19 protein-coding genes and 2 pseudogenes are annotated in these 25,579 nt (G+C 46.2%); 6 read left to right on the top strand and 15 right to left on the bottom strand.

Going from position 1 to position 25,579, the window contains the following annotated elements; translation table 11 throughout:
- The first annotated feature begins 18 nt into the window (after positions 1 to 18).
- Positions 19 to 348 carry a helix-turn-helix domain-containing protein gene (locus AC58QM_RS01520; RefSeq protein WP_497280783.1) on the top strand — a complete coding sequence of 110 codons (330 nt, stop codon included), beginning with the start codon at positions 19 to 21 and terminating at the stop codon, positions 346 to 348.
- A 108-nt stretch (positions 349 to 456) separates the two neighbouring features.
- Here the strand turns inward: AC58QM_RS01520 and ade are convergent, their stop codons facing one another.
- The 8 genes from ade to AC58QM_RS01480 form a co-directional block, all read right to left on the bottom strand.
- Positions 457 to 2,253: an adenine deaminase gene (ade, locus tag AC58QM_RS01515; RefSeq protein WP_497280781.1), complete on the bottom strand. Its 1,797-nt coding sequence runs from the start codon at positions 2,251 to 2,253 to the stop codon at positions 457 to 459.
- A gap of 87 nt (positions 2,254 to 2,340) precedes the next feature.
- The gene (locus tag AC58QM_RS01510; protein WP_497280779.1) at positions 2,341 to 3,216 is read right to left on the bottom strand and encodes a DUF3473 domain-containing protein; all 876 of its coding nucleotides are present in this window, start codon (positions 3,214 to 3,216) and stop codon (positions 2,341 to 2,343) included.
- Entirely contained in the window at positions 3,209 to 3,874 is a 666-nt protein-coding gene (locus AC58QM_RS01505) for a class I SAM-dependent methyltransferase (protein ID WP_497280777.1), read from the bottom strand. The genes AC58QM_RS01510 and AC58QM_RS01505 overlap by 8 nt, the downstream gene beginning before the upstream one ends.
- Before the next feature lie 26 nt (positions 3,875 to 3,900).
- Positions 3,901 to 4,947: a GNAT family N-acetyltransferase gene (locus tag AC58QM_RS01500; protein WP_497280776.1), complete on the bottom strand. Its 1,047-nt coding sequence runs from the start codon at positions 4,945 to 4,947 to the stop codon at positions 3,901 to 3,903.
- Between the two features lie 5 nt (positions 4,948 to 4,952).
- Positions 4,953 to 5,204 carry an EamA family transporter gene (locus tag AC58QM_RS01495; RefSeq protein ID WP_497280775.1) on the bottom strand — a complete coding sequence of 84 codons (252 nt, stop codon included), beginning with the start codon at positions 5,202 to 5,204 and terminating at the stop codon, positions 4,953 to 4,955.
- Positions 5,205 to 5,284: 80 nt separating this feature from the next.
- Positions 5,285 to 5,689 carry a DUF2304 domain-containing protein gene (locus AC58QM_RS01490; protein ID WP_310499836.1) on the bottom strand — a complete coding sequence of 135 codons (405 nt, stop codon included), beginning with the start codon at positions 5,687 to 5,689 and terminating at the stop codon, positions 5,285 to 5,287.
- Positions 5,690 to 5,691: 2 nt separating this feature from the next.
- Positions 5,692 to 6,408, bottom strand: a complete 717-nt coding sequence (locus AC58QM_RS01485; protein WP_497280773.1) for a glycosyltransferase family 2 protein — start codon at positions 6,406 to 6,408, stop codon at positions 5,692 to 5,694.
- Positions 6,381 to 7,655: a glycosyltransferase family 39 protein gene (locus AC58QM_RS01480; RefSeq protein ID WP_497280772.1), complete on the bottom strand. Its 1,275-nt coding sequence runs from the start codon at positions 7,653 to 7,655 to the stop codon at positions 6,381 to 6,383. Before AC58QM_RS01480 ends, AC58QM_RS01485 begins: the two co-directional genes overlap by 28 nt.
- A gap of 462 nt (positions 7,656 to 8,117) precedes the next feature.
- Between AC58QM_RS01480 and AC58QM_RS01475 the strand changes: the two genes are divergently transcribed.
- Together AC58QM_RS01475 and AC58QM_RS01470 are read left to right on the top strand one after the other, a co-directional pair.
- Positions 8,118 to 9,161: an eCIS core domain-containing protein gene (locus tag AC58QM_RS01475; protein ID WP_497280770.1), complete on the top strand. Its 1,044-nt coding sequence runs from the start codon at positions 8,118 to 8,120 to the stop codon at positions 9,159 to 9,161.
- Positions 9,162 to 9,173: 12 nt separating this feature from the next.
- Positions 9,174 to 9,596 (top strand): hypothetical protein, encoded by a 423-nt coding sequence (locus AC58QM_RS01470; protein ID WP_497280768.1) that lies wholly within the window; start codon positions 9,174 to 9,176, stop codon positions 9,594 to 9,596.
- Positions 9,597 to 9,695: 99 nt separating this feature from the next.
- Here AC58QM_RS01470 and AC58QM_RS01465 read toward each other — a convergent pair whose 3' ends face one another.
- Genes AC58QM_RS01465 through AC58QM_RS01455 form a run of 3 tightly spaced genes read right to left on the bottom strand, consistent with a single transcriptional unit; the run spans position 9,696 to position 13,269 of the window.
- Positions 9,696 to 10,922 carry an RtcB family protein gene (locus tag AC58QM_RS01465; RefSeq protein WP_497280766.1) on the bottom strand — a complete coding sequence of 409 codons (1,227 nt, stop codon included), beginning with the start codon at positions 10,920 to 10,922 and terminating at the stop codon, positions 9,696 to 9,698.
- 35 nt (positions 10,923 to 10,957) lie between these two features.
- Positions 10,958 to 11,740: a nucleotidyltransferase domain-containing protein gene (locus AC58QM_RS01460; protein WP_497280765.1), complete on the bottom strand. Its 783-nt coding sequence runs from the start codon at positions 11,738 to 11,740 to the stop codon at positions 10,958 to 10,960.
- A 29-nt stretch (positions 11,741 to 11,769) separates the two neighbouring features.
- On the bottom strand, positions 11,770 to 13,269 hold the full coding sequence (locus AC58QM_RS01455; RefSeq protein ID WP_497280763.1) for a TROVE domain-containing protein: 1,500 nt from the start codon (positions 13,267 to 13,269) through the stop codon (positions 11,770 to 11,772).
- 460 nt (positions 13,270 to 13,729) lie between these two features.
- On the opposite strand from AC58QM_RS01455, the gene AC58QM_RS01450 reads away from it, so the two are divergent.
- The 3 genes from AC58QM_RS01450 to AC58QM_RS01440 are packed head-to-tail and all read left to right on the top strand — an operon-like array spanning position 13,730 to position 16,032.
- Positions 13,730 to 15,040 carry a helix-turn-helix transcriptional regulator gene (locus AC58QM_RS01450; RefSeq protein ID WP_497280761.1) on the top strand — a complete coding sequence of 437 codons (1,311 nt, stop codon included), beginning with the start codon at positions 13,730 to 13,732 and terminating at the stop codon, positions 15,038 to 15,040.
- The gene (locus AC58QM_RS01445; RefSeq protein WP_497280759.1) at positions 15,027 to 15,863 is read left to right on the top strand and encodes a WYL domain-containing protein; all 837 of its coding nucleotides are present in this window, start codon (positions 15,027 to 15,029) and stop codon (positions 15,861 to 15,863) included. The genes AC58QM_RS01450 and AC58QM_RS01445 overlap by 14 nt, the downstream gene beginning before the upstream one ends.
- A gap of 4 nt (positions 15,864 to 15,867) precedes the next feature.
- Positions 15,868 to 16,032 (top strand): hypothetical protein, encoded by a 165-nt coding sequence (locus tag AC58QM_RS01440; RefSeq protein WP_497280757.1) that lies wholly within the window; start codon positions 15,868 to 15,870, stop codon positions 16,030 to 16,032.
- A 58-nt stretch (positions 16,033 to 16,090) separates the two neighbouring features.
- Here AC58QM_RS01440 and AC58QM_RS01435 read toward each other — a convergent pair.
- From AC58QM_RS01435 to AC58QM_RS01420, 4 genes and pseudogenes are all read right to left on the bottom strand, one after another.
- A pseudogene (locus AC58QM_RS01435) lies at positions 16,091 to 16,660 on the bottom strand (chitinase N-terminal domain-containing protein); the annotation flags it as partial.
- Positions 16,661 to 16,777: 117 nt separating this feature from the next.
- Positions 16,778 to 21,655: pseudogene (locus AC58QM_RS01430) on the bottom strand (golvesin C-terminal-like domain-containing protein); the annotation flags it as partial.
- A 460-nt stretch (positions 21,656 to 22,115) separates the two neighbouring features.
- Positions 22,116 to 23,324: an SGNH/GDSL hydrolase family protein gene (locus AC58QM_RS01425; RefSeq protein ID WP_497280755.1), complete on the bottom strand. Its 1,209-nt coding sequence runs from the start codon at positions 23,322 to 23,324 to the stop codon at positions 22,116 to 22,118.
- 17 nt (positions 23,325 to 23,341) lie between these two features.
- Positions 23,342 to 25,558: an FAD-dependent oxidoreductase gene (locus AC58QM_RS01420; protein ID WP_497280753.1), complete on the bottom strand. Its 2,217-nt coding sequence runs from the start codon at positions 25,556 to 25,558 to the stop codon at positions 23,342 to 23,344.
- Positions 25,559 to 25,579: the final 21 nt, after the last annotated feature.

Genomic DNA, 25,579 nt, shown 5'->3' with positions numbered 1-25,579 from the left:
ATAAAAAGGAAGTTTATTATGATTGGTCAGCGAATTCATCAACTCCGCAATGAAAGAGGGCTGTCCTTATCAGAACTAGCCGAGAAGGCCTCGATCGCAAAGTCTTATTTGAGCAACGTGGAAAGGGGTATTCAATCCAACCCCTCCATCCAAGTTATTGAGAAAATAGCTGCGGCTTTAGATGTCTCTATCGAATCCATTCTAGTTGAAACAACCGAAGGTGGAGAACTCGATGCTGGCTGGTACCAGCTTGTCTTGGAAGCGATGGCCTCTGGCGTGAACAAAGAACAATTTCGGGAGCTTCTAGAGTTTCACAAATGGAAAACGAATCAGTCTCAGAAAGAGTAGTCCAGTGCGCGGCAACCAAGCCAGGCGCACGGACATACCAAAAAGCCGAATCCCAGCAGATGTTTCGCTGATTCCTTCGGCTTTTTGGTATGTCATCATTTCTTTTGCCTAAACAATCTCAACATCAATCAACTTAAACTCGGTCACATCAACCAACCCACGATTAGAAATACGAATCTCTGGAATCACCGGCAGCGCGATGAGCGAGAATGTCATATACGGCGCATTCAGAGAGCAGCCGATTTGTTTCCATGCTTGATCCATCTGTGCGACTTCCGCCACCACTTCAGGCAAAGACTTCTCCGACATAAGTCCAGCAATCGTCATCGGGACCTGCGCCAAGACTTGCCCATTTTCGACCACGATCATGCCGCCGCCCAGCTTCACTAGCTCATTAGCCGCGAAGGCCATATCGGCTTCATCGATCCCCATCACAAGGAGATTATGGCTGTCATGGGCCACTGTTGAGGCAACCGCCCCTGACTTCACACGAAAGCCATGTGCAAAAGCAAGCGATATCTGACCCGTACCCCGGTGCCGCTCGATACAAGCTAAACGAACCACGTCTTGCGCAGGGTCAGGTTGGATACGACCCGCTTCCACACGAAGCTCCGCCGTCATTTTTTCAGTTCTGGCGCTATTTTCGATAACGTTGATCACGTTGACCTTCGTTGTCTCTTGCCCAGCCTTCGATGCAAGCTTGAAGTCTTCCGCTGCCAGCTCCCGCTTCACGTTCATGGACGTACGAATATGAGCTGGATACGTAAATACGGGGAACTCCACCACGAGCTTTCCTTGCTCAGCAATCACATGACCGTCCGTAATAACGGTAGATGGCTCCATTTTCTGCAGATCATCGATCAACAGAATGTCCGCGCACTTGCCTGGCGAGATTGAACCCAAATCATGCTCCAGCTTAAAATAGCGCGCCACATTTATCGTTACCATTTGAATCGCTGTGACAGGATTCACGCCTTCTTCTATCGCGCGCCGCGCCACGTGATTAAGGTGTCCTTTTTCCACTAGTGTTTGGGGATTCACATCATCCGTTACAAGCGAAATATTGGACGTATTCACGCCATCCTCGGTGACAATTTTGATGACTTCTTTGACATCATGCCACGCTGAGCCTTCACGAATCATGAGATGCATCCCCATGCGAACCTTATGCAGACCTTGCTCTCTTGTTACCGTCTCATGGTCTGATGTTACGCCAGACGCTAAATAAGCTTGCAGCATGCGATCATCGTCACTCGGGAAATGTCCTGTAACCGTCTTCCCGCTTAACAGCGTTGCTTCAATTTCTCCGCACATTTTGGGATCACCATACACAACACCTGGGAAGTTCATGACTTCGCCAAGTCCCACCACATTGTCCCACTGCAGCCCCGCTTGAATATCGGCTACTTCCAGTGTAGCGCCGCCATCTTCCAGATCATTGGTCGCAGGTACGCAAGAAGGGAACGTAGTGAACACTTTAAGGGGCAACTGCTGCCCTTCTTCATGCATCAGTCGAACACCCTCGGAGCCGAACACATTCGCAATCTCATGCGGGTCCATGAAGATACCTGTCGTCCCTTTCACAATCGCCGCTTTGGCAAATTCCGTCACAGATAGCATCGTGCTCTCTACATGCATATGGCCATCCAGTAAGCCTGGCACCAGATACTTCCCGGCTGCATCGATCAGGGCAGTTTGAGCTCCGATGGTATGATCTGCCTTCCCAATATACGCAATGCGCCCAGCAGCAATCGCAACATCCATATGTGTAAGAAGTTCACCTGAATGCACGTTCACTAAGGTACCATTTTGAATAACAAGATCAGCCGCAGCTTCTCCCATTGCAACCTTAGCCAGTGTACGGCTAACGTCAGTCAGTTTATTTCGATTAGGGGTATATGTCATAGATTCGTGCTCCTTTATTCCCACATTAAAATACGTAATGATTATTAAATGTACACTTTAATGGATAGGAGAGCAACTAGTGAACAATCAAGCATACGCCTTGCTCAAATGCTCCGAAATGGACGTAAAAGCGAAATCCTTCAGCATGTGTTCAAGCTTTGCTTTTGTTCCTTTTACATTGTAGTAATGAATGAATCGCTCTTTGAAGGGAAGCTCCAGCTGGTGCTCCGTCGGATCAATCTCCCGAGGATGCAAATAAACAATGGAACTCTTACCTTGGCGGTTAGCCGATTGAATGGCTTTTCGAATGATCATCTCGGGAAAAAATCTAAAATAAAATCCACCGGAATAGCCGATATTTCTCCCCGCAGCTCGCATCACAGACATAGGAATTTCGTATAGATTAAGTTCTCTGCCGTTTACGATTGGCTTATGAATCTCAGTAGGCGCTGTTGGAATTCCGTATAAGAACGTTTTTACAGGAAAAATACTCGCATCATACACTAAGCCCATCTCTTCCAACACTTCGAGGTAGTGATGATTACTTTCAACGATCGACCATGACGGTGCCCGATATCCCTGTACTTTCGTTCCGGTTAGATTTTCGAGAATATCGATTGATTTTTGGACATCCGCACGAAACTCTTCTCTCGTCTGCTTGTACGCTAATTCATGGGCATACCCATGAGATGCGACATCATGACCCTCACGCGCGATTGCCTGCACGATATCTGGGTAATCCTCCCCAATACAGCCAAGTGTAAAAAAGGTCGCTTTACATCCGGCATCGCTGCACATTTGAAGCAGTGTATCCATATGTGCTCGGAAGCTCGAGCCCTTACTGCGGTCTGGCCTTACATCGTCGTAGTTCGCATGAAACCATTCCTCAATATCGAACGTGAGGATGTTAGTCATAGAATGCGTAGCATTCGTAAGATTCTCAGGATTCAAAAAGTTAGACATGCTTCTTGCTCCCCTTAATCGCGAAAGAGGTGCATAAGCGATCATAAACCTTCCACTCTGCGCTTCCTTTCGTCACGTACGGGAAGGGATGATAGATCTTTAAGAACTCTATATGCTCAAATCCGTGTTCGATGAACACTTTTTTCAATTCAGCCATCACGTACATACGGTCAAATTTTTTCGTTTTTTCAAACAATTGCAACACTTTCCTCTGCCAGGACTTCTGGTGCAAGGTTTCAATGAGCAGGGTTCCACCAGGCTTCGTCACCCTAGCCAGCTCTGCAATAACGGATCGATATTGATCGATAAGCTGAATCACACCAATACATAAGACGAGATCAAATTTGCCTTCCTCGAAGTGAAGAGCTGTCAGATCATCCGATGATGTACGAAGCCCTCTCTCCGCGGCAAAGGCCAAGCTTTTCTCCGAAAAATCCACGCCATACACGGTGTTTGTCCTAACAAGCGGCTCACTAAATGCCCCCACGCCGCAACCTGCGTCAAGTATCTCTTTCCCTTCCAGCTCTCCGAGCCACTTTAACGTTTGATTGCGCTGCATAAAGAAGCTTTCCTCATTATAGTAGTCGGAGGATTGCACGGACGCACCGTGAACTTCTGCCCTCTTGTCAAAATATTGCTTCCAGCTGAGATTAGCCATGATCTATTTCCCCCGATTTTGATGTGTTATGGCATAAGATACTTAATGAGCTGCTTTCCAACCGGTTCTGTCACAAAGTTAGGCATGACCTTCCAGAGTTCTACGAAGAAGCGTAGCTTTTCTTTGTCTGGAGGACCCGCCTTTTTATTAGTGCTGCCCATGACATAATACGTGAGCTGCTCGGCCTTGGCCCCCCATTGTTCTTTGTATTTATATGTGCCTGAACCCGTTTGTGAACGCCCTAGGTCAAGCTTCTTCATACCGCTTCTGATACCAAATTTTACCGCTTCCCAGTACATAAAATTATTCAAATATTTGTGATTATACGTCGTCAGATTTGCACCATACGGATAATACAGCGTCGAGTTCCCCGGACTTTTGAGCAGCAGCATGCCTCCAGCCACCTCACCGCTCTCTGCGTCTATTACCGTTAGTAACTCAGCGTGCCCAGGGAAATTGTCGAAGAAGCGTTGGAAAAAGCGAATATCCTGCGCAGGTGAACCCAACTGCTTCATTCTTTGAACATACACCCGATGGAATCGTCCCAGATTCCCCTTATCGTACGAAACCGTAAACCAGTTGTTCTTGTAAACCTTCCGGATATGATTTCGATTGCTGCGAGTGGAGAGGGCAAGTACTTCATCTTCCGTCGTCAGGGGCAATACAAACGTATGATTGCTAAGGTTGATTTGGCCATGATTTTCATGCCTAGTCGGGATCTCACTCTTAAACCTCAACTCGATGTAGCTCAGTTGGTATTTCTCCTTAAGATCCGCTATGGCAGCCATCGCAAAGTGAGCAGACTCCTCATCGATGGCACATATGTCCAAATAATTGATGAAAGGGAGCGAGACTCCCACCTTCTCAAGTCCTAAGTTGCGACCACTAATCAATGGAAGTAAGGCACATATATCGTTATTGCGATTAACAATCGCATGGTATAAGCAGTGGTAACCAAACGTATCGCATAGAATTTTCCTAAAGGCTAACGTATGGTAAATCGTCCCCTGAGACCCTGCCAGCCTGTCCCAGGCTTCCTTCATCTCTTCGGTATAGGGCACACAACGGTACATGTAGACTATCCTTTCAACCATAAAATGACACCAATCATAATAAACACACATCCGGCCCATTTCATTGCGCTAATTTGTTCATGGAAGATCATGATGGAAACTAGAATCATAAAGATATATTGAATACTCGATACGAAAGTTACATAGCTCAGATCAAATTGGGACAGGCAATAAATCCAGATGAATGCCGCCAGTGCATAAAAGGCAAAACCCGTCACAATCAATGGTGTCGTCATGTAACCTAGGGCAATCGCCATAATTCCACCTTCAAAATTGACAGCTCGACCACCTATTTTAAGTAAGGTACTGGCCACAACCGTCATAAGTACACTGGCAACTAACATGATGTATTTGATGATTTTTCCTCCTCGTTGCTTTTCTTCTCCAGCTCTTCAAGCCTTAACTTGGTCAATCCGAGCTCCTGGGTAAGTGCTTTATTGTGCAGCTTCAGGCCCGAAATGCTAATACTCGTATTCAGCAGAAGCAAGTAGGCAGAAGCAATTAATATGGCAAAAAAAGCAGAAGGCGCATAGTCGATACCAAGCAGCTTCGAGAACCACTCCATCAAATTCGTGAACATGGACATAATCAACGTAAAGATACCAATCACAAACCAGACAAGCGCATACTTCTCTCGAAGTCTTCTAGCTCTAACCATCATAAAAACCGTGCAAATTAATATAAAACTGAAAATCACACCCATTAATTGCACACTGTAGAGAGGATGCTCACTCGTTAACATACCTACCACCTCGTCCTTGTCCTTGTATAGGAGAATAAGATAGACATAATGACCTTCGTCATATAGTAGGGACTTTTGATCGGGGTAATCGATGAGACACCGTGCTCACGCTCTCTCATTTCAACACCAATTTCACCGATTCGAAGCCCGTGTTTGCTGAGCAGAATAATAGCATCCGGCTCCGGATAATCGTCGGGGTAGAATTGGCTTAAGAGCCCAATGCTCTTACGATTATACATACGAAAACCTGAGGTTCCGTCTGTTATTTTGGTCTGAATCAATAGTCGAAATAAATAATAAAACACTTTAATACCCAGTCGTCTGGTCCATGTCGTTTGAAACGATTTGATATCTAGAAACCTAGAACCAATAACCATATCGCAGCCCGATTTCGTCATATGCGCATATAGCTTGCTTACCTCACTGGGGAGGTGTTGGCCATCGCCGTCAATTTGTACCATATACGAGTAACCGTTAGCATTGGCATATTTGAAGCCTGTTTGCACCGCACCACCAATCCCTAAATTAAAGGGAAGGTCCACGACTTTCACACCTCCGCCAGCCTGTTTGGCAATCTCCGAAGTGTTATCCTTTGAACAATCGTTTATGACAAGAATATCGCAGTTCGGCAGATTCTCACGCACATCTCTGATTACTTTTAGAATATTGTTCTGCTCATTATAAGCCGGGATTACAATGAGTGTTTGTTGTTGTTCCATTGAGACAGCCTCCCCCAAAGTTTGTTGGCTATGACCCGGATTAAGCTGATCAATCTTTCGGCCCCATACCCACAGACGATACATATAAAGGGTAAAGCAGGAAGCTTATAGCGATACATACTATCCATGAACAGCACCATACAAAAAATAAATATCGATAAAATAACCAACCAAACTAGTGATGATTTTCTAAAAATGTTGTTCTTTATCGCTGCATAAGTACCAATAATAAATAGCACTAACGGGATGAGATCCTTGCCAAACTTAACCAGACCCGACAAACTTCGAATATCCGTCTTCCATACCCACCAGCCAATAAAAGCGATTGCTCTTCTTCCATATAAAAGCAGAACATGGTCCCAATTATGAATAAGAAAGCTTAGGATTAAGCTGCCGAATATATCTATGCGATAATCGGGTCGATAGAAATAATCATGACCGGAGGGATTATCATAGATCCACCCTTTGGCGTAAATGTTATATAAAACTAACTTCGCATTATATTGTAGAGAGGCAATAAATGGATTGAATTTCTGACCCAAAGCAAGATAAATAACAACAGCGAGGATGAAAAATAAAGCGCCTACAATTGGGTATCTATACCGCTTTAGTAGAAGAATGGTTGAATGTTTGTTTAGATTGATTACGAGATACAGCCCAATAAAAGCAAGTGTCAGGACACCCGTTGGCCGGAAGATAAGCATGATGAGTGAAGAAATGATGAATAGAATGGTCACTAATTTCTTTTTACTCTCCAGCATTTTTAGAAGAAGTAGGACATTTAGTAGAACTAGATTCATAAAAAGACTATCGGAAAGAATGTACATCGACCAAATCATCATGTGCCAGGAAGTGGCATAGAAATACGAGGCGACAATAGCGGTTAATCGGTTAAATAAACGTAGTGTGATGAAATACACGAGGATCACACACATGGCAGTTGTTACGGCTTGTATAAAAATAACGGTTTGCGCTTCCTTAAACACACCGATCAACACGGTCAGGATGAGGTTGTATCCCATGTAAAGAAGATCATTCATATGTAAGCCAATTTTGAAATCTGCTAACAAGGCGTGGGCGTAATCCAGATACCACTGTGAATCATCCGACTTAGGAAGTCCCTTATCTGAATGCAGGATAAAGAAGTAGTATTGCAAGACACGCTTTAAGGAAAGCACTACAAGGGGGAGGAGATAGACCCATTCGTAATTCTTATATTTCTCATAGATACGATAAATCAGATACACTCCGCAAACAACTCCATATCTGTAATTGTAATTGTGATCGAATTGTAAAAAAAGTGTGATATAACTATGATTAAATTGTGAAAACAACTTAGAATTTTCGACATTGCGTGATAAATTCCTGCTTCTTTTGAACTATTTAACAATAAATTTATATGAACGATTCGAAGACGAGAAAAAACCACTTTTACATAAGCAATTGTGGCCAAGAAGAACACCTACTGACGTGATATTCACGATCATTTTCACAATCTTCACTATCCCCATCGCTCAGGTTACATCCATACCAACCCTACTTGCTTATCCATCATTTGCTCACGCTTTTTTGACTGTCTTAATAATCTTGATATTACTTTGTGAATGCACAGGATTAAACACATCTTTTGAACTGTTGTCCTCTGGTAACTTTTACCTTAAAATAAAAAGGAAACGACAGGAAATTTACTAGGGCGGTGACATTTATTCATGAGTTATCAATCACAGGTGAGAAAGAACACATCGTCAGAACAACTCGATACACATTCGAAATCAAACAGCTCAACTACACACATTGGAAAAGCCGATCGCATGTCTCCTTTTTCCACTTCACATATTGCACAACTACAGAGAACAATCGGAAATCGCGCCGTCGCTCAATTATTCAGGTCTCAAACACCAACACAATCACAACCAGATAAACCGATTCAGAAGAAGGAAAATCACACAGGCATGCCTGATCATCTTAAATCAGGTGTCGAAAACTTATCCGGTATGTCGCTGGATTCTGTAAAAGTCCATTACAATTCCGATAAGCCTGCTCAGTTGCAAGCCTTAGCTTATGCGCAGGGGAATGACATTCATGTGGGACCTGGTCAAGAGCAGCATTTGCCGCACGAGGCTTGGCATGTCGTCCAACAGCGTCAAGGACGCGTAGCCCCAACGCAACAAGCAGGCGGCGTCGCCATCAACGATGATCATGGATTAGAATCCGAAGCCGATCATATGGGAGCGAAAGCATCTGATTTAGGCGGCGAACGTATGCAAATGAAGCGATCGGACAACGATAGTTTAGTAAGTGGAGAAACATCAAGCTCTTCGGATACGATTCAAAAGGTGGCTGCTACCTTATTCGACGGATTGGACAAGGACAAGCCAAGTACCTATGATGTAGGCGGTGGACATTCCTATGCTGATCATGGGGCGCAAACTACGGAAGTACAACAAAGAAATCGATTAAAAACCGGTATCGCGCCTTCAGGCCGAGAGAGTAAGGTTCCATCCGGTAAAGCCGCTTCCAAATTTGCTTCTGATGATAAGCATAAGGAAGCTTTTACTAAGGCTTACACAGCCTTGGTAACCAAAAATGGGCCAAAGAAAAATCTAGTCGGTATGGGCGGGATCATTGACGTTGATGGTGCAGGGGTCGGTTATCTCCGAGATGGCACCGAAGTTGCGTGCGATAAAGTCAACCTGGACATCCAACCTGACGGTGGCAAATTGAGAATTAATACGATGTTTCCAGTAAGTTAGGAGGATTTAGACATGGGTTCATCTGAAAAGAATACATTGAAACTGGTGTTGGACGAGCTGGCATTTGAGCTGACCGAAGGTCAGTCACATACGATTGACAAGCAAGCTTTGGCGGAGCACATTGCGGATAACGAGCTTGATGAAGAGGGGGCTGCTCCTTCTTGGCTGATAGATCTCCTCACCGCGGTGCGCGATAGAAAAGTCACAGGCCACTGGGTCGATTTCGTGCGTGAGTCAGGCGATGACACGCATATCTTCGATTTCATCCGGCACTTGCACACGGTGCTCCCGATTAGGTACGAAAACAACGAGGAGAGCTGGTTGTTAACCTTCCCGCAGCTCCAACTGGAAGCTTGCATTTCGTTGGAGGGTTCTTGCTACAAGGTGAGCGGCATCGGCGATACGTGGGAATTAGAGGATGCGTTGAATGAGTAAAAAGCAGTCCCTACTTGGGGACTGCTTTTTTTCTTTCGATAGATAGTCGAAGGTAACGTGAGTGCGCTATTCTCAGGGAATTAGCCAATTCTTCCCCTCTTAATCCTTATACGGATCAAACTCATCGGCCCCAGCCATACAAACACCGATCGGCTTCAAAACATGCAGAACCTCAATCGTCTCCTCGTGCGCACCTAGCACATCTTCCAGCTTACGATAGACAAAAGGACTCTCGTCCGTGCCGGCTCCACGAAGCTCCACACCATAATCCTTGACCGCACTCATCATGCGTTCTGGTGAAATTTGTCCGCCGCTTCGGGTGCGGTTTCTCCAATTCATTTTGCCTGCCGCCTGCGTCCGGCTCATTACTCGACCTGCACCATGCACCGTGCTGTAGTAAGCATCCCGATTCTCATCGGTATCTTTCCCTCTGACGATCACGGAGATATCACACATGCTGCCCCCGATAAAGCCCAATTGCCCTGGCGCAGAAGGCGTAGCCCCCTTCCGAACTACTATTACATCCTTACCATTGTGAACCTCTTTCCACGCAAAATTATGATGATTATGCACCGCGAAATCCGCTTCCGCTCCTAAAATAGCGAGCACCTGCTCGATCACATAATCTCGCCCCGCATAGGCATACCGCCCTGCCAGCTTCATAGCCCTGTAGTACATGTCTCCCATTTCGCTCGACAAATCCAGAAGAATCGGCGGTTGATCCATCTTTTCACCTGGTGCGTTACCCAGAAAATCGCGGCCGGCCGTCAGATTGATAAAGCCGCTCGCTGTCTTATGACCGAACCCGCGGCTGCCAAAATGATTCGCCACCCACACCCGGCCCGTGCTCACTTCCTCAAACACATCTACGAAATGATTCCCACTGCCCACAGTCCCAAGCTGATCACGTGCTAATGCCTTTAACTTGTCGTGCTCTTGTTTACCAATTGCTTTATACACATCCCAATCCGGGTCATAGAACAGGTCATGATCAACCTTCTCATTATTTACACGTCCGATACCGAAGGAAATTTTACGTGCAATTTGATCCATCAGTCCTGGCATGCGAGACTTTATATCCCCAGCTAAGAGATTGGTTCTTACTGCTTTGTTCCCACAAGCGATATCATAGCCTACACCTGATGGCGATAATTGACCGTCATATACGACAACCCCGCCTATCGGCTGGCTATACCCCTTATGATGATCTGCCATGAGGAGCGTTTGAACGACTCTTCCTGTTTCTGAACATGTTTTTGCTTGTGACAAAGCGCCCTCATCCGGTTGTCCCCAGACGCGTACGCCATTTATATTTTGATAGGCCATGTTGCTCAACTCCTGTAATTTATAAATGGTAGATCCTATCCCCATACTTCCTTCAATGCTGCTCGAAATAACGCGTCAAGCTCCCGATCCTGACCACCCTCACCAACCTGCATGGTGGAAGCGGTATGATCATAGTAGGCGATTCTCGCCTCCAAAAACTCATTAATTGGATTGATTCTTGGCTCATAATCCATTTCGTCACCGGCTATTTTACGAGCAAGTAGCTCTTGAATAGCAGCCTTCAGCGGACTGCCCTCTTGTACTAAACGATCCACAAGATCTTGAAACGCGATAGGTGGCATCGTATTATGCCGCTCAATCCATTCACAGGCCAAGATCGGGCGCAGGACATAGAAATACTTTTTAATTTTAACATGATCACCCTGCAAGTATTCCCGATAATTCCCTTTTGCCATGTGCAAGTAATGGTGCATACAAGATTTCGGTGAAAATGTGAGTGGCGAAATACGACGGATTTGATCAGCTATCGTGAAATTCTCCAGATATGGTATAGGAGACTGTAACCACTCTAATAAGGGTGGATTCGACTTCCGAAACAAATTCAAAGCCTTCCTCAGGTCCCAGCCATTAATATCCAACATATCGCTAATCGGTCGCTCGATAACATCCCGTTTTTCATAAATCGAAAGATACCAATCCACAGGCCTGATATATATAAATCTTACGTCATAATCGCTATCCTTGGAGGGAAAGCCCCATGCTCGACTGCCTGATTCACAGGCATACAAGATGCGGACGCCTTCTTCCTTCTCGATCTGTTTCAATTCTTCAAGGATTTGTTGATGAACATCAAACATAGACTTTCCTCCTTTGCTATATGTTGTATTCAATCCTCTAACTCTATCGCCGCTACCCGCTCAACCAGGGTTGAATAGCCTTGCACAGACTGCGCAATGTAAGCAAGAACTGTGTCACTCCACCCGTAAATGTAAAAGGTTTGCGCATCCTGCACTGGAACCATCGCTTGCCGATAAGGTGCAATATCGACGATGAACGCCTTCACATCACGGTTAACCTTCGCACGGTACCGCTTCAACTCTTCATAGAAGGCACTGCCGCTGTTTTGTTGTTCATCTGTGATGATGATGATCTGATCTACATTCTTGTGCTCCTGAATCAGCTTCCTTACGGGTGCACCTGTATCCGTTCCACCCCGAGCGTGAATCTGTGCCGCTTGCGTTAAGATACTATCCTTACGGGATGGGTTAGCATCCACAACATCGGTATCGAATAGCCAGAATAGGGAGTTTCCTTGCGTCTTTTTGTACAGTGCCAAGGCAAAAACCGAACCAATTTCCAGATACTGACCGTTCATGGAACCTGAGATATCTAAGAAAATAGCGTTACGCTCACCTAGCTCAGGCAAATTATCAAAAGTTAAATCTGTCGCTTCACGCAGCGCATCTCGCAATTCTGGATGTTCTACCTGGCGGAACGCAGTTGCTAACCGAAATGGCATGATTCTCGCTTTGCGGAGAGCTCCCTTATCCGTAATACGTTGAATGACATAATCTAGATTTTGTTTTTTGTCCAAAACACCGGCACGCAGCAAGGCATTCATATGGCGAAGCAACGCAAATGTCGGCATTTGAAACAGCAACGCTTCCCACACTGCCTTCGATGGCTTGATCGCACCTGTTACGGTTTCATAGGGCAGTTTCCCACGTTCAATCCATTTGATCTGATCCGCTTCTGTTGTGGAATGTTTTAAATTCTCCAACGCCTCCACCTGCGGCAGCAAGGTAAAATTCGCCTCCTGTCCCCGCAAATAACGAAACAACGCTTGTTGCTTTAAATCTTGTGGCTTCGGATGTGCTGTAGCAATCGCATCTCCTAGACTATACCCTCTACCATGTCCGTTATACTTCATTGCCCAGTATTCAGATACATGAGCTAAGAAGCGATTCACCTGACGTTTCACAGCTCGGCCGCCTTCTCCTCGTCCCAGCCCATTCAATATCGTTAGAAAATCCGACAAATCGGAAGGAATGCGGATGATCAGCAGAAAGATCTTGGCGAATAAGTCTGGACGATACTGAGATAAAATCGCAAGTCCAAACAACGGCTGCATGCGCATAAAGCCTTCATTTCGCGCGAACACAATCGCTTTGGCCATAAACGTCGGATTGGCATCAGCCATTTCGTGATGTAGCTGCGCAGCCTCGGTTACTAACTCATTTTGATCCGCATAAAAGGTATTGCTCATTGTATTGGTTAGAAGAGTCTGTAGATATTGTTCCTCCACAGATCGCGTGAATGCTGGATAATTGTCTCTGTTAACCGTATTCGGTCTAAGTGTACCAAACAATTTCTTGGCCATGCTCATGTTCTTGAGCCTCCTTTAATTAAAACACTGGTGAGGAAAAAGCAAGATAGGTCGTCTGCAGGATTCGAACCTGCCGTATTGCCCGGGTTTACCATTGGTCGATTTAGCTCGAAGTAACCCATCTCAGCGCCTCACCAGTTATTCTTTTCGTTGATCATCATCGAGGAAATTGGTCGGAAAGGTACATGCTGCTCTACCCCTGAGCTATTCCCCCACGTGGAGGAAGTTGGATTCGAACCAACGACACGCCGATTAAAAGTCGAAGTAACCCTTCCAGGCGCCTCGATGATGTTGGGGTCCTACACTACTGTTTCGCGTCGGCCTTATGTACCTATCTTCGCTCATTTTCATCCCATCGAACATGGCGAAAGTATTACGACAACAGAGAAAGTTTCCCATTTCGCCCAATTCCATCCCCTGTTACAATGGAAATACGATGTAGATGGAACGGAGGAGTAAGGTGGCTAAGGAAAGCTTTGATAAAGAAATCCAGTTTCTTCGTATGCTCGTGTTGACGAGTGGCGCCTACAATAGACAGCAATTTTCAGAGCGACTGGGCATTTCTATCCATACCTTTGACAAGACGATTCGACGGTTAAAAGAGATCGTTAGCTCTACGTATCAGCACTTACCGCAGGAGGAGCGCAAAGAGTTTGCCGAAACGATTCGCTTCAGCTATTACGAGTCAACCGATCCGATGTTGCTGTTTTTATTTCGCGCCAAATCGTTGAAAGAATCTGAATCTCAGAGAATCTCGTTGCTTTTAGCCGCCATGAACGAACGAGCTTTGACAGCCATGGAACTATTAGACATTTGTAGTACCAGTCAATCCTCCGATCTATCCTTGCCTGATGAGAAAACCATTCGTTCTGACCTCAAGTATTTGGAAGAAGTTGGTGTCATTGCAAGACAAGCAGGTGCTCGTCCCTATCGCTACCGTATCCAAAACGATTTGATCCACGAACTGTCGGACGATGAGCTTTATGATCTCTATGATTTCGTAGATGTCATGGCCAACACGCAGGTTCCTTCTGTTCAGGGTTATTTGCTGCGCGATGGCTTGAAGAAGCATTTTGTTCGCCAACAAGCGGAGAAGCATGCGATTGAGCCATTTTTATATAAATATCACTACTATTCACGCATCTTAGATGAGGCCCATTTGTTCACGATTCTTCGTGCAATCCGTAACCGGCGCAAGGTTCGATTCCTCTATTTTTCACCGAAATCCGAAAAAAGCTACGCCTCCAAGAACACCAATCCGCTATTCGAGCGGGATACGAATGGAAAAGTGGAGAAAACGATCCCGCTGAAAGTGGTCTATGATCATCAGTACGGGCGATGGTATCTACTCGGAAGTGACAGAGAAGGCGTTCGGAAATATCGTTTAGAAGGGTTAACACAGATCGAAGAGGATGAATCCGTGGACGAGAATGTTTTTGAGACTAGGATGAACGAGCTGCAGGAGAAAATCCAGTATAGCTGGCTAATTGATACGGGGCGACCTGTCACGGTTCGTGCTCGATTTTACAATCCAGAAGGTTCGGCGCCTAACTTTGTTAGGGAGCGTGTCATGCTGCAAGGTCAATGGGGACAAATCGTGCAGGAGGATGAGCATTCTTTTATCTATGAGATCCTGGTTAACGGGACGACAGAAATTAAGCCTTGGCTGCGCAGCTTCGGGTCTAGCTGTGAAATACTCGAGCCTGCTCAATTCCGTAGAGAAATGATTGCCGAATGGAAGGAGATTCAAGCTTATTATGAATCTGTTTGAGAAGATTTTTAACTACCAGATTATTTCCCGGCTAGAGGATTCAGGTACGTTCATGGTCACTTCACACGAAAGAGCCTGGCTAAAAACGATGCTTGAACACTCTGCGGCTAATGAGGCTTTCACTCCTGATACGTTGGATAAACTACGTGTGATCCTAAGTCAAGATCAAGTTATGGATACCTCTGACCACCTTATGGAGAAAGCACGAAGTAGAGAGAAACAGATCTACCACCCGCTCCTGCGTGTGTTACGAAGGCTGATCACCGAGAAGAATGGTATCCGCATGTCTTATGCAATCAAAGGTGGACGCCATCTTTCGGATCAATCTGGACTCCCTTATAAATTAGAATATTCCATGGTCAAAAGAGAATGGTACTTGCTCTGGTACCACCTTCGGCATCAGACGTTTATGCGCACCAAGCTGGACAAGATTGCTTCCGTCACGCCAGAGGCATTGCAAACATTGGATGCCGAGAGCATCCTTGTGCGAATTAAGTTGGCCCTCGATGCTCGGAAAGGTGAAACCGTCCTTGAAGTTGTTCGTGATTACAATAGAGAGCTGTCGCGTATCCTTTACGCCCTCTCTAGCTTTGAGAAAGACGTTGCCTATGATACGGAGAACGATATTTATAGAGTCAGGGTAGTCATTCTCGGCAATGAAGCGGAATATCTTCTTTCGAAGATCCGGTTTCTCGGAAAGCGAGTCCGAGTCATTGAGGGAGATTTCTTGAAAAGGCGTATGCTGGAGTCGGCGACGAAGGCTTTGGCGCGTTATGGAGTGAGTTCGGTTGGTGGAGAAGTGACGGAGGAGGGGGCCGTGTAAAACGATGGATGAATGGTCTAATAAAAATAAAGACAAAGTGGGGAGACCGAAGTCGCATATTTGGATAGCGATTGCGGGAGCTGTGTTCATTGTTACAGGAGGGCTATTTCTGATATGGCTCTCGATTGAACATTTTTTAACACGGATTTGTGAAATTACGCATTGTTAGCTACTTAGATGAAATAAAAGAGCCGAATGGATCATTCTCATCCACTCAGCTCTAAGGATTATTTTACAATAATTTGTATAGCATCACTTACCGTTGTTCCACTTTCATTCATAAACTCGCCACGATACTGATAACTGCCAGGAGCTTTCCCAGAAATGTGTGTCGTTGCTGATTGCGCACTTGGTGTGTGTGGAGATAAAGCTTGCGTCTCAATAAGTTCGCCATTTTCGTATAATCGATACGCTACCGCGTTCGTCCCCCACCACATATTCGCAGTAATGGTATAGTTTCCATCTTGATCCCAGTTGTCACTAGACAACACAGGTTTACCAGGATTCGCTTCAACTACGGTAACGGTGTGTGGATCACATGCAGTCTTCCCATACGAATTCGATAACTCACATGTATACACATAGGTTCCGTTTGGCTTAGCTTGAATCGGAATAGTGGACGTCTGGGCTGCTGGCGATGCATCAGCCAGAGAATTCGTTTGGATCAGCTGACCATTCTCGTACAACTTATACAGTGATCCATTATTCCCCCACCACATATTCATCGTAATTTCGTAATTACCATCCTGCAAGCCTGTCGCAACCACATTGTTATCCGATAGTATCGGTTTAGCTGGTGCGAGTGCGTTGTTGGCATATGCTGAGCTGAAGGATTGACGTTCGAACTTAACGGCATCAGCCCTCGTATAAATCATATCAGCAGGAAGGGTTGGCGGATCTACGGTAGTTGCAGTCTCCCTAGTTAAACGAACATACTCGCTGCCGTCTCCGGTAAAGTCGAACGTACCGAGATTAACCCAACCCGACGAACCGACGGTCGCATCGAGATACGTGACCTCGGTCACCGACTGATGCTTCACTTCGACTTTGACATGATTATCGTTGGCCGTTGTATGGACGAGCTTGTAGATAGAAACCGTATATCTCCCCTCTGGAAACTGAGCTTTCCATGTCGCCGACGATCCTTGAACGGTAGAGTAACGGGACTTCACACCAATTTTGTAGCCGGCTAAATTACTTTGGCTCCAAGACCCTTCCGTCGTATATAATCCAGCCGTATTCGTGCTGTCGACGATAACCGTCAGATCCCTAATCGCTATGGTCAAATGCGGTGTAGTTAACGTCACTCCGTCCATCGTTACTGTTGCCCACACTTCGATGTGATCCGTTACGCCATCTAGGTTTTGAAGGGTCACTAAACCGTTACTGTCCACTGCAGCCAGATCGGTTCTATCAACGAAATACTGCACGTTTGCCTGTGTCAAATCACCGATCAATCCGTTGTCCAAATAGCCGGTTACACTCAGTTGAGCTGCTTGCGTCATTTGCAGTTCGTCCCTATCCGATTGGATGACCACCGACTCCAATTGCAGCGTCCGATTCGGGTCCACCCACATCATGGCATCGGCAACTACCCTGGACTTGTTAGCCTTATTCGTTAATTCAACATACCCACTATCCCCTGCTGCAAAAGGATACGCTCCTAGGAACACCCACGTCCCATTGGCCGTTGTCTGATCAACGGTAACTGTCTCGGAGCCCCCGCTATAATAAACGGTAAAAGAAGCATTTGTTGCCCAATTTTCGCTTGTAGCAGTGATTTGCGGCAGTTTGTAGTACACGCTATAAGTGACACTTTCCGGCAACTCCGGCCGCCATTTCATTGTGCTTGTTGCTGTGCCCGTAGTTGATTTGGCATACACATAGTTATCGTAGTAGTAGTCATTAGCCGTTGTATCTCGAATCCAGACGCCTTCTGTCTCCGCTTCGGTATTATCTACAATGATAAATGAGGCATCCTGCCATTCCGGTTGTACTGGCGTTACCGCTACATGATCAGGCAGATATAGCGATCGCTTGCGGGTCTGTTTGCCGTCAGATTCCACATAATAGGTGAAAGTCTTTGATAAATCATTTACCCGTATCGACCATTCCATCGGATAAATCGTATCTGGAACGGTCGTGTACGTGACCCCACCATCTAAAGAGTAGTGGATTGTAGCAGGCTTTGTCGTTTTTGCCTCCACGTAAGCATCGTAGGACGTTTCGTCTGGCTTGACGATGAGCATGCCTTTAACAGCATCGATTGGACTGTGCACATCGAAGAAATAGCTTGCATCCGATGTATCGGCCGTACTAACTTGGTGCAGCGGCACATCAATGTCGAGCCCCTCCACAATGATAGCGGTTATTCCATTGCCCGAAACTGTTGCCTGAATGACTCCACCACTCATAACAGTTTGTTCTGGTGTGCCGTTATCACGGATGATGGTTACGTTATAATTTTGTGCTGGGTTGAAGCCGATCAATTGCGCATTCAATTCGATCGGAGTCTGTACCTCAGATGTCGATTCGTTACTTAAGCTGATGTAGAATTTATTACCGCTTTCTCCCGTTATCCAGTTCAATTGTGGATGGTTGGTCTCAATAATCCCCTTGGGCATCCAGAGCCACACGTTGGAATTGCCGTAAAATTGACCTGGCTTATTCCCATAGAGGTGATATTTGAACCATAAAAAATTCGTTTCAAATACGGAAGGGAATGTAATACTTCCATTCGATTTCAGCGATTGTTCCGTGATCAAATAATCCATCGTTTGCCCGAGCTGCGCCGGCATATGGTGATAATAGATGGATGTAGCTCCGCTTGGACCTTCCAGCGGAAAATCCGGCTCCAGTTGACTTACGGCGAAGCCCTTATAGTAATAACCTGGATAGTTGGAATAGCGTCCGATGACCGCATTATGAGCGATATCCTGCAGTAGTTTATCGCCTGTATAGAGCGACAACCTCAGCATAAACGGAGCCTCCTGCGCATTCATCCGGTAATAGCCGGTTGTACTTCCCGCTTCAAACGTCAACCCATTGGGTGAAACAAGCCAACTGTCCGCTTCTACGCCCCCTGCTACATCTTCAGGAAGCTTGCTTCTAGGATAGTCGTACTTCCCACTTTCTGGCCAATGGAACGACTCCGCGTAATTATACGTCTCCGGCTGTGGAATCGTAACGGTGCCTTCAGGAACCGGGCGAGCAACGAACATGGTGGCGTACTGTTTGGCTTCCTTGTACGCGGCATTCAAGTATTTAGGATCTTTCGTTTCCTCATACAGCTCCAAGATCTCCATCCACAGCTTGCTATAATAATAGATAAACTCATTTTTACTCACATTCGTGGTTGCAGGTATATCGATATTTTGAGCGATATAGTTGTCGGCTGCATCCTTGGCATCCTGCAAATACTGCGCATCCCCCGTCATCCGATACATCATAAGGGGTTGAATGACAGGCCCCCGATCTTTCTGATCAGGATCTCGCACAAGATACTCTTCCTGCCCCAGTGCCTCAATGCCTGCCGAAGTGCCCAGCATTTGATTGACAGCAGCTACGCTTGAAACATCGAACGGCAAGGTTGCCATTTTCCATAACGAAGGTACGCTGTATACGGGCTTCTGTGTCGGCGACCAACCGATACCATTTCGTGATACCCCGTACTGAATCAACGGCAATGCCCTTGTATCGTAAAGCTGGTCGTCCCCGGTCAAATAATAAGCCCCCAGAAGAGCCGCATTCGATGTAGTTCGCACACTATCCTCATTCTCGATATCAATGAAGCCCTTGGCCCGGTTCCACCACCCGCTTGGCGACGGGACATAATTGACAGAATCGTCCCCCTGCGGCTCTATCTTCATCAAATCGATCATATTGAACATCGCGTCAGTAAGCGACTGATCGGCGACATTTTCCCGGTATGCTGAATAATCGTATTCCGTGCGGAGAATATCCTCGTAGGCTTTATACAGACTGCCTTTCTGAGCGATTAGCCCCATATGAAATTGATAGGTGCTTTCTGCATTCATTTGCGAATACGTCCCTAGTTGAGGAGCGTAGATGATCGGCTGCACGCTGCCTTCGTTGTTGACAAGACTCATGCCAAGCCGTTGTTGGGAGACGCCTCCTGTCGGTTCAAACTCGATTGGAAGTTCCTCAGAAGGTACAAATACGCCATAAGACAGAGCATTCCCCGCACCGTCATTCTTTTCAACCAGACTCATCGGAGCGCTTAACTCCCTCAAGCTAGTTGATTCAACCGAACCTACCATTTTGGCATGCGACCTAAAGCCATTTAGCACTTCGTTAACACCAGTGACTGACTCCGTTGTGAAAGATTGATAGCCAATCACATAATTACCATTCCGACGAGGTGTAAAGTTGTAAGAAACATCCGGTTTATCCCCTGACATGGACCAGTTCACTTGTAAATCGTAATCGCTGCCATGCAACGAATCGGTTAATACGGCAGTCTGGCTATCAGGGAAACTGATCCCATCAAAGGTAATCCAGCGTTTGTTCATCGTATCGTAGTAATTGGTTCGACTCCCCGCATTCCCATCCAATAAGACCCACTGTTCTTCAAGTCTTTCCGACACAGTATTGGTTGGCACCCAATTCCCCGTACCCGTGTCCTTGTAGAACAGATCACGAACGATGGATTTGCCGCCATCCCAAGCGGCTTCATAGAAAGTCGCTTTATAGTTGGCATTTTCAATGCTGCCTTTCTCCGTATAACTGAGATTCGCCAAAGTGCGGCTGCGCAGCGGAGGCAACGGTGGCGCTTGCTGCCGAATGTTCCCTTCGAACTTGACCGCGTCAGCCCGCGTAATGATCGTTCCGGTCGTAGGTTGCGTTCGTGTCAGCCTGACAAACTCCGTATCATCACCACTGAAATAATAGTTCCCCAAATCAACCCATCCGGCGGAGGGACCTGATGAAGGTCTTAGATCCATGAACATGACATCCGTAATCCCATTATGCACAATTTCAATTTTCACATTACTATCTGCTTTATCCGCCCAATCCAATTTGTAAAATGATATTTTCGCCGTTCCTGCTTCCAATCGCGGATTCCATGTGATCGTTCTTCCCACAGCATCTGTATAGTTGGAACTGGAATTATTGTACCCTTTCACGCCCGTGCTTGTGCTCCAATATGGAGCGGAGTATCCGTTAATCTTGTTATCCACATCGGTAGTGACGACACCGTCTGTCGTGATGCTTCCATTATCAATAATGATCGTCTTATGAGGCTCTTTTTGCTGAATATTCCCTTCGAACTTGACCGCGTCCGCTCGCGTAAGTATCGTGCTGGTGCTGCTGGTAGACCGAGTTAATTTAACGACTTCTTCACCATTCCCGGAAAAATAGAACTCTCCTAGGTCAACCCATCCCACAGGTGCCCCGAATGAAGGTCTCAAATCTATAAATTGAACATCCGTCGTGCCATTATGAACGATTTCGATTTTCACATTGCTATCTGCTTTATCCGCCCAATCGAGCTTATAGAACGATATTCTCGCCGTTCCTGCAGCCAATCGTGGATTCCACGATATGGTTCTGCCTGCTGTACTAGTGTATTTGGAACTGGAATTATCATACCCCTTCACCCCTGTACTTGTGGTCCAATTTGGGGCTGAGTATCCGTTATTCACATTATCTGCATCAGGGGTCACAACTCCATCAACCGCAATACTCCCATCATCGATGATGATTGTCTTGTAAGGTAAGGACTCCGCCTTAGCGGTCTTTATTCCGAAAAAGCTTATTGGCACTATCATCGTCATCATTAAAACGATTAAGAACAGTTTCTTTACTATCATATAACTCACATCCTCCCCAAACATTGTTTGCGCTTTCAAAATATCATTTCCTCCTTCGTTAACATGGTCGCAAAGAAGCAATAGCCCTATTCGTCTGGCTAATCACCCTCCGTCTTATGTATCATAGCATCTCGCATGACCCTGAAATTTCTTGGATTTCTAGAATTTCTTATAAGATTTTAAGTAAAATCCTCCCTCGAAAGGGAACGAGGATGTCCTATTTGCGGATACACCATTACCTCTACTTCTACGCTCAAACCCTCCTCCTACTCCATTCTCCCCGGCTCAGCTCGTAACCAGCAATCTCATCATCGCAGACATAACAATAAAGCCGTCCACAAGTAGAAGAATCTACTTATGGACAGCCTCTTATACTTGCTACGTCAGGTCTTCCACATGGCAATGTGAATCTCATCCATTATACGGGCGGCTGCACCAACAACAACTTCCCAAGCTGGATCACCGTTTGATTGTACCAATCCGGATGCTCCTGAACATGCTGCCTGCTTCGCTCATTGCCGGATGCTTCAAACACAGCCGCTTTGTCTGTCTTCTCCGAGTCGATTTCAAAACGAACCGTATGGCTCCCATTCGGAAGCTCTGGCAAGAATACAAACTGATTTCGATTGTGATCGTTGTAGGATGTGAATCGGTCGACAAGGAAGGGCTCTCCGCCATCCACCGTCACCTTCAATCGGCCAGAATCCGGTCCCCCGATATCGAACAGCCCGATGTGCGTGCCTTGGAACTGCACCGTGATAGCCTCTCCAGGATCGACCGCTCGCCACAAGCCGGGAAACAACCAATCGTACTTGCGGGCTAGCTCAAATTCATCAGGAGTCACGTAAGACCATCCTGCTGATAATTGGGCATGCCCTTCCAGTGGCATCATTGCAGCGTACTCCCAAGGATTGGCTGGGACCAAAGTATCCTGAGGCAGGTTATGTTCAACAGCTCCCGAACTAACCCCAAGTTCACGGATTCGCTCAAAGGACCGAGTGATCGTATCCGTGTAAATCTGGTGCCCTTCAGGGATTAGTGGATGGATCGCATCATGCGTAAAAACAATAGCCCCAGGAAAGGACTCTCCTGCCTTTGAAGTGAAAACAAGCTTGCCCTCCGTCACCAATTGACTGACTGCCACACCCAAATGAATCGAAGGAATACCATAGTAGTCAGCTACTTCATCTTGCATAATAGCACCCTTTTGGTATTCCCCGGACTGAAATCCGGCCACATCCCGCTCCTTGAGCGTATACACGAACAGAATATCAGTAAACCGGCTCATCTTGCGGATCTGACGGACAATGCCTTCGATCCGCGCCTTCGACTCTGGCACTCCGCCATCGTTACCGACAAATTCAACAAACACAAGATCAGGCTGATGGCGCAGGACATCCCTCTCCAAACGGGCACATCCCAAATCCGATCCAGTACCGTCAATTCCTGCATTTACACAGCGGATATCCGCCTCGGGATACTGCCCCCGCAGCCAATCCGCCGTCATCACCCTGTATCCCTGAGAACGAGTATTACTGCCGCCAAAATAGACAATTGTCACCGTTTCCCCGTTTTCTAACTTCTGAATGACATTAGGTAACCCTCTTCGAGGGAATAATTCCTGCATCACGACTTCACCTGACCTCACTTATCATTTTTGGGAGCAAACAATTTGACAGCAAAAACTTCATGATAAGGCGAACCGTAAGTTGCGCAGAAATCAATTCGGATTCGGGTTACACATTTCGCATCCACCTTATGTTTATTCAACGTGTGATAATTGCCACGGATACTGATTTCCCTCTCGGTTCCGTCTTCAAAAGTCAAGGTCACATCATAATCTTGCATAAGGGGCTCGATCGGATCGTCGAAATGCTCCAAATCCAACTGTGAATTGAAAACGAGATGCATTTCATCCAGACTTTTAGGGCTTGCAAAACAGAGTTCCAACCACTCCTGTCCTTCCGTACGTTCGGAAATCCAGCCATTCGGCAGACCATAAGGTCTGGAGTAACCGTTGACGACATTCTCAGGATTGTACATATTCTGGTGTGGCAGCAGATCCTTGAAGCAGATGCTCTTATTGAACTTCTTCAATCTGGATGGCTCCTCCGGCCTATAATGGAAGCTGACCGCTCCAGTCAGTTTCTCTTCATTGCCGTAAACGGCAAGGCTCGACGTACCTTCCAATACGATGTAAATTTTGTCGTCCTCTGGCTTCTCGCAGCCCAATTCCAGCGTAATCCAGTCGTCATGTCCAGCTGAAATAGCTAAACTGTATTCTTTCAACGGGTTGGTGGGAATATAGTTTTCCTTCCGATCCCCGCCAAACAACTTCACATGCAGCATTTCCGAATGTTCGGAACTATTTTTAATTTGGATCCGTACGCTCTCCGCCACGGATGTCTCAATTGGCAGAACCAAACATACCCCTTGCTCCAAGGAAATCGCTTCGGTCGGATGAAGATTCTCATAGCTGCGCTGAGATGAGGCACTTACGCGTAATCCATCAGCGAAGTAAGGATCCAATTTCTCTTTAAGCCCTACAATCGTTTGCCCGTCACGAAGCAACAGCGACTGCAGCTCCTTCATATGAGCTTCGACGATGTCTGCTGGGTCTACGTCATATTTTAAGCATAACGAAGCGGCTGTTCCAACTGCCTGCCCCATACAACCGCAGGTTGCCATTACCCTTGTTGATCCAAAAGCAACATGGGTAGCGCTTATATTACGACCAGCGAACATGAGGTTAGGAATATTTTGCGAAAATAAACTGCGAAACGGGATATTGTACAGGCCAGGCACAAAATTCCAGGCAGTAGCTGGTCCCTCATCGTAGATGCCCTTAGCCGCATGTAAATCCATATACCATCCACCCACGGATACAGCATCATCAAAATGCGGTTTTGTGGTCAGATCATTTTGAGACAACATGTGATTCCCAATAAACCGCCTCGACTCCCGCTTGCCCGGAATGGGGCACACATAATCCAAGATGAGATTGTCGACATCATCAAATTCGCCGCTATTTTTAATATAATCCCAAATCCCATAAACTAATTTCCGCAGCTCCAGGGCAATGTCTTCATTGTTGGTGATAACATCCATATGACCGCCGTATTCCAGCCACCACAAGCCGCCAAGACCATTGATCTTCCTAGGGAAAGCTCGATGATTCAAACCTTTTCGGATACTTTCAAAAAAAGGCAACTTCGTTATATCATACGCAAAGCCTGGCCTCTTGTAAGGAACGGAATATTCTACATCACGGGCTTGGAAAAGAATCGTATCTCCCATGGTGTAATGATCCGCTACTTCTGGAGCCAAATCTTCCCCGTATTCATACTTCGCTTCTCTCCCCCATCGGAAGTGAGCACCTGCCTGATAGCCGACAACCCCGTCGCCAGAGCAATCGATGTAGGTTCGGCTTTCAAATCGGAATTTCCTTTCCGAAGCTAATTGAATACCCTCCACCCATGTGATTCTACCGTTCTCCATGCCCGTTTCATGCACGCATGTATTCAGAAATAGCGAAATGTTAGGCTCAGCATACACCATATCCAACAAGACCGTATCCGAAAGCGAAAGCATAAGTTTTTTGTTATATAACGGATTATAGTGGAAAATCTTCATCTTGAGTTCTTCCACTAACCCGCCCTCACGCGCATAATAGGATGGACTTTTCCCGAGATAGGCCGACCCGTTGATATGAACCCTAACCTCGCTGCTGGCATTCCCCCCAAGAACTGGCCGATCATTAATAAGTGACACCTTCAGCCCTTGACGAGCAGCAGCAATCGCAGCACAAATCCCCGCAATACCTCCGCCGACGACGGTTACATCCGCTTTAATAAGCTCCATTTTGATAACCTCCATGATAAG

This window comes from Paenibacillus sp. J22P165 (assembly GCF_059692015.1).
The sequence above is the reverse complement of the archived record's forward strand: the minus strand, read 5'-3'. Positions and strand labels throughout refer to the sequence as shown.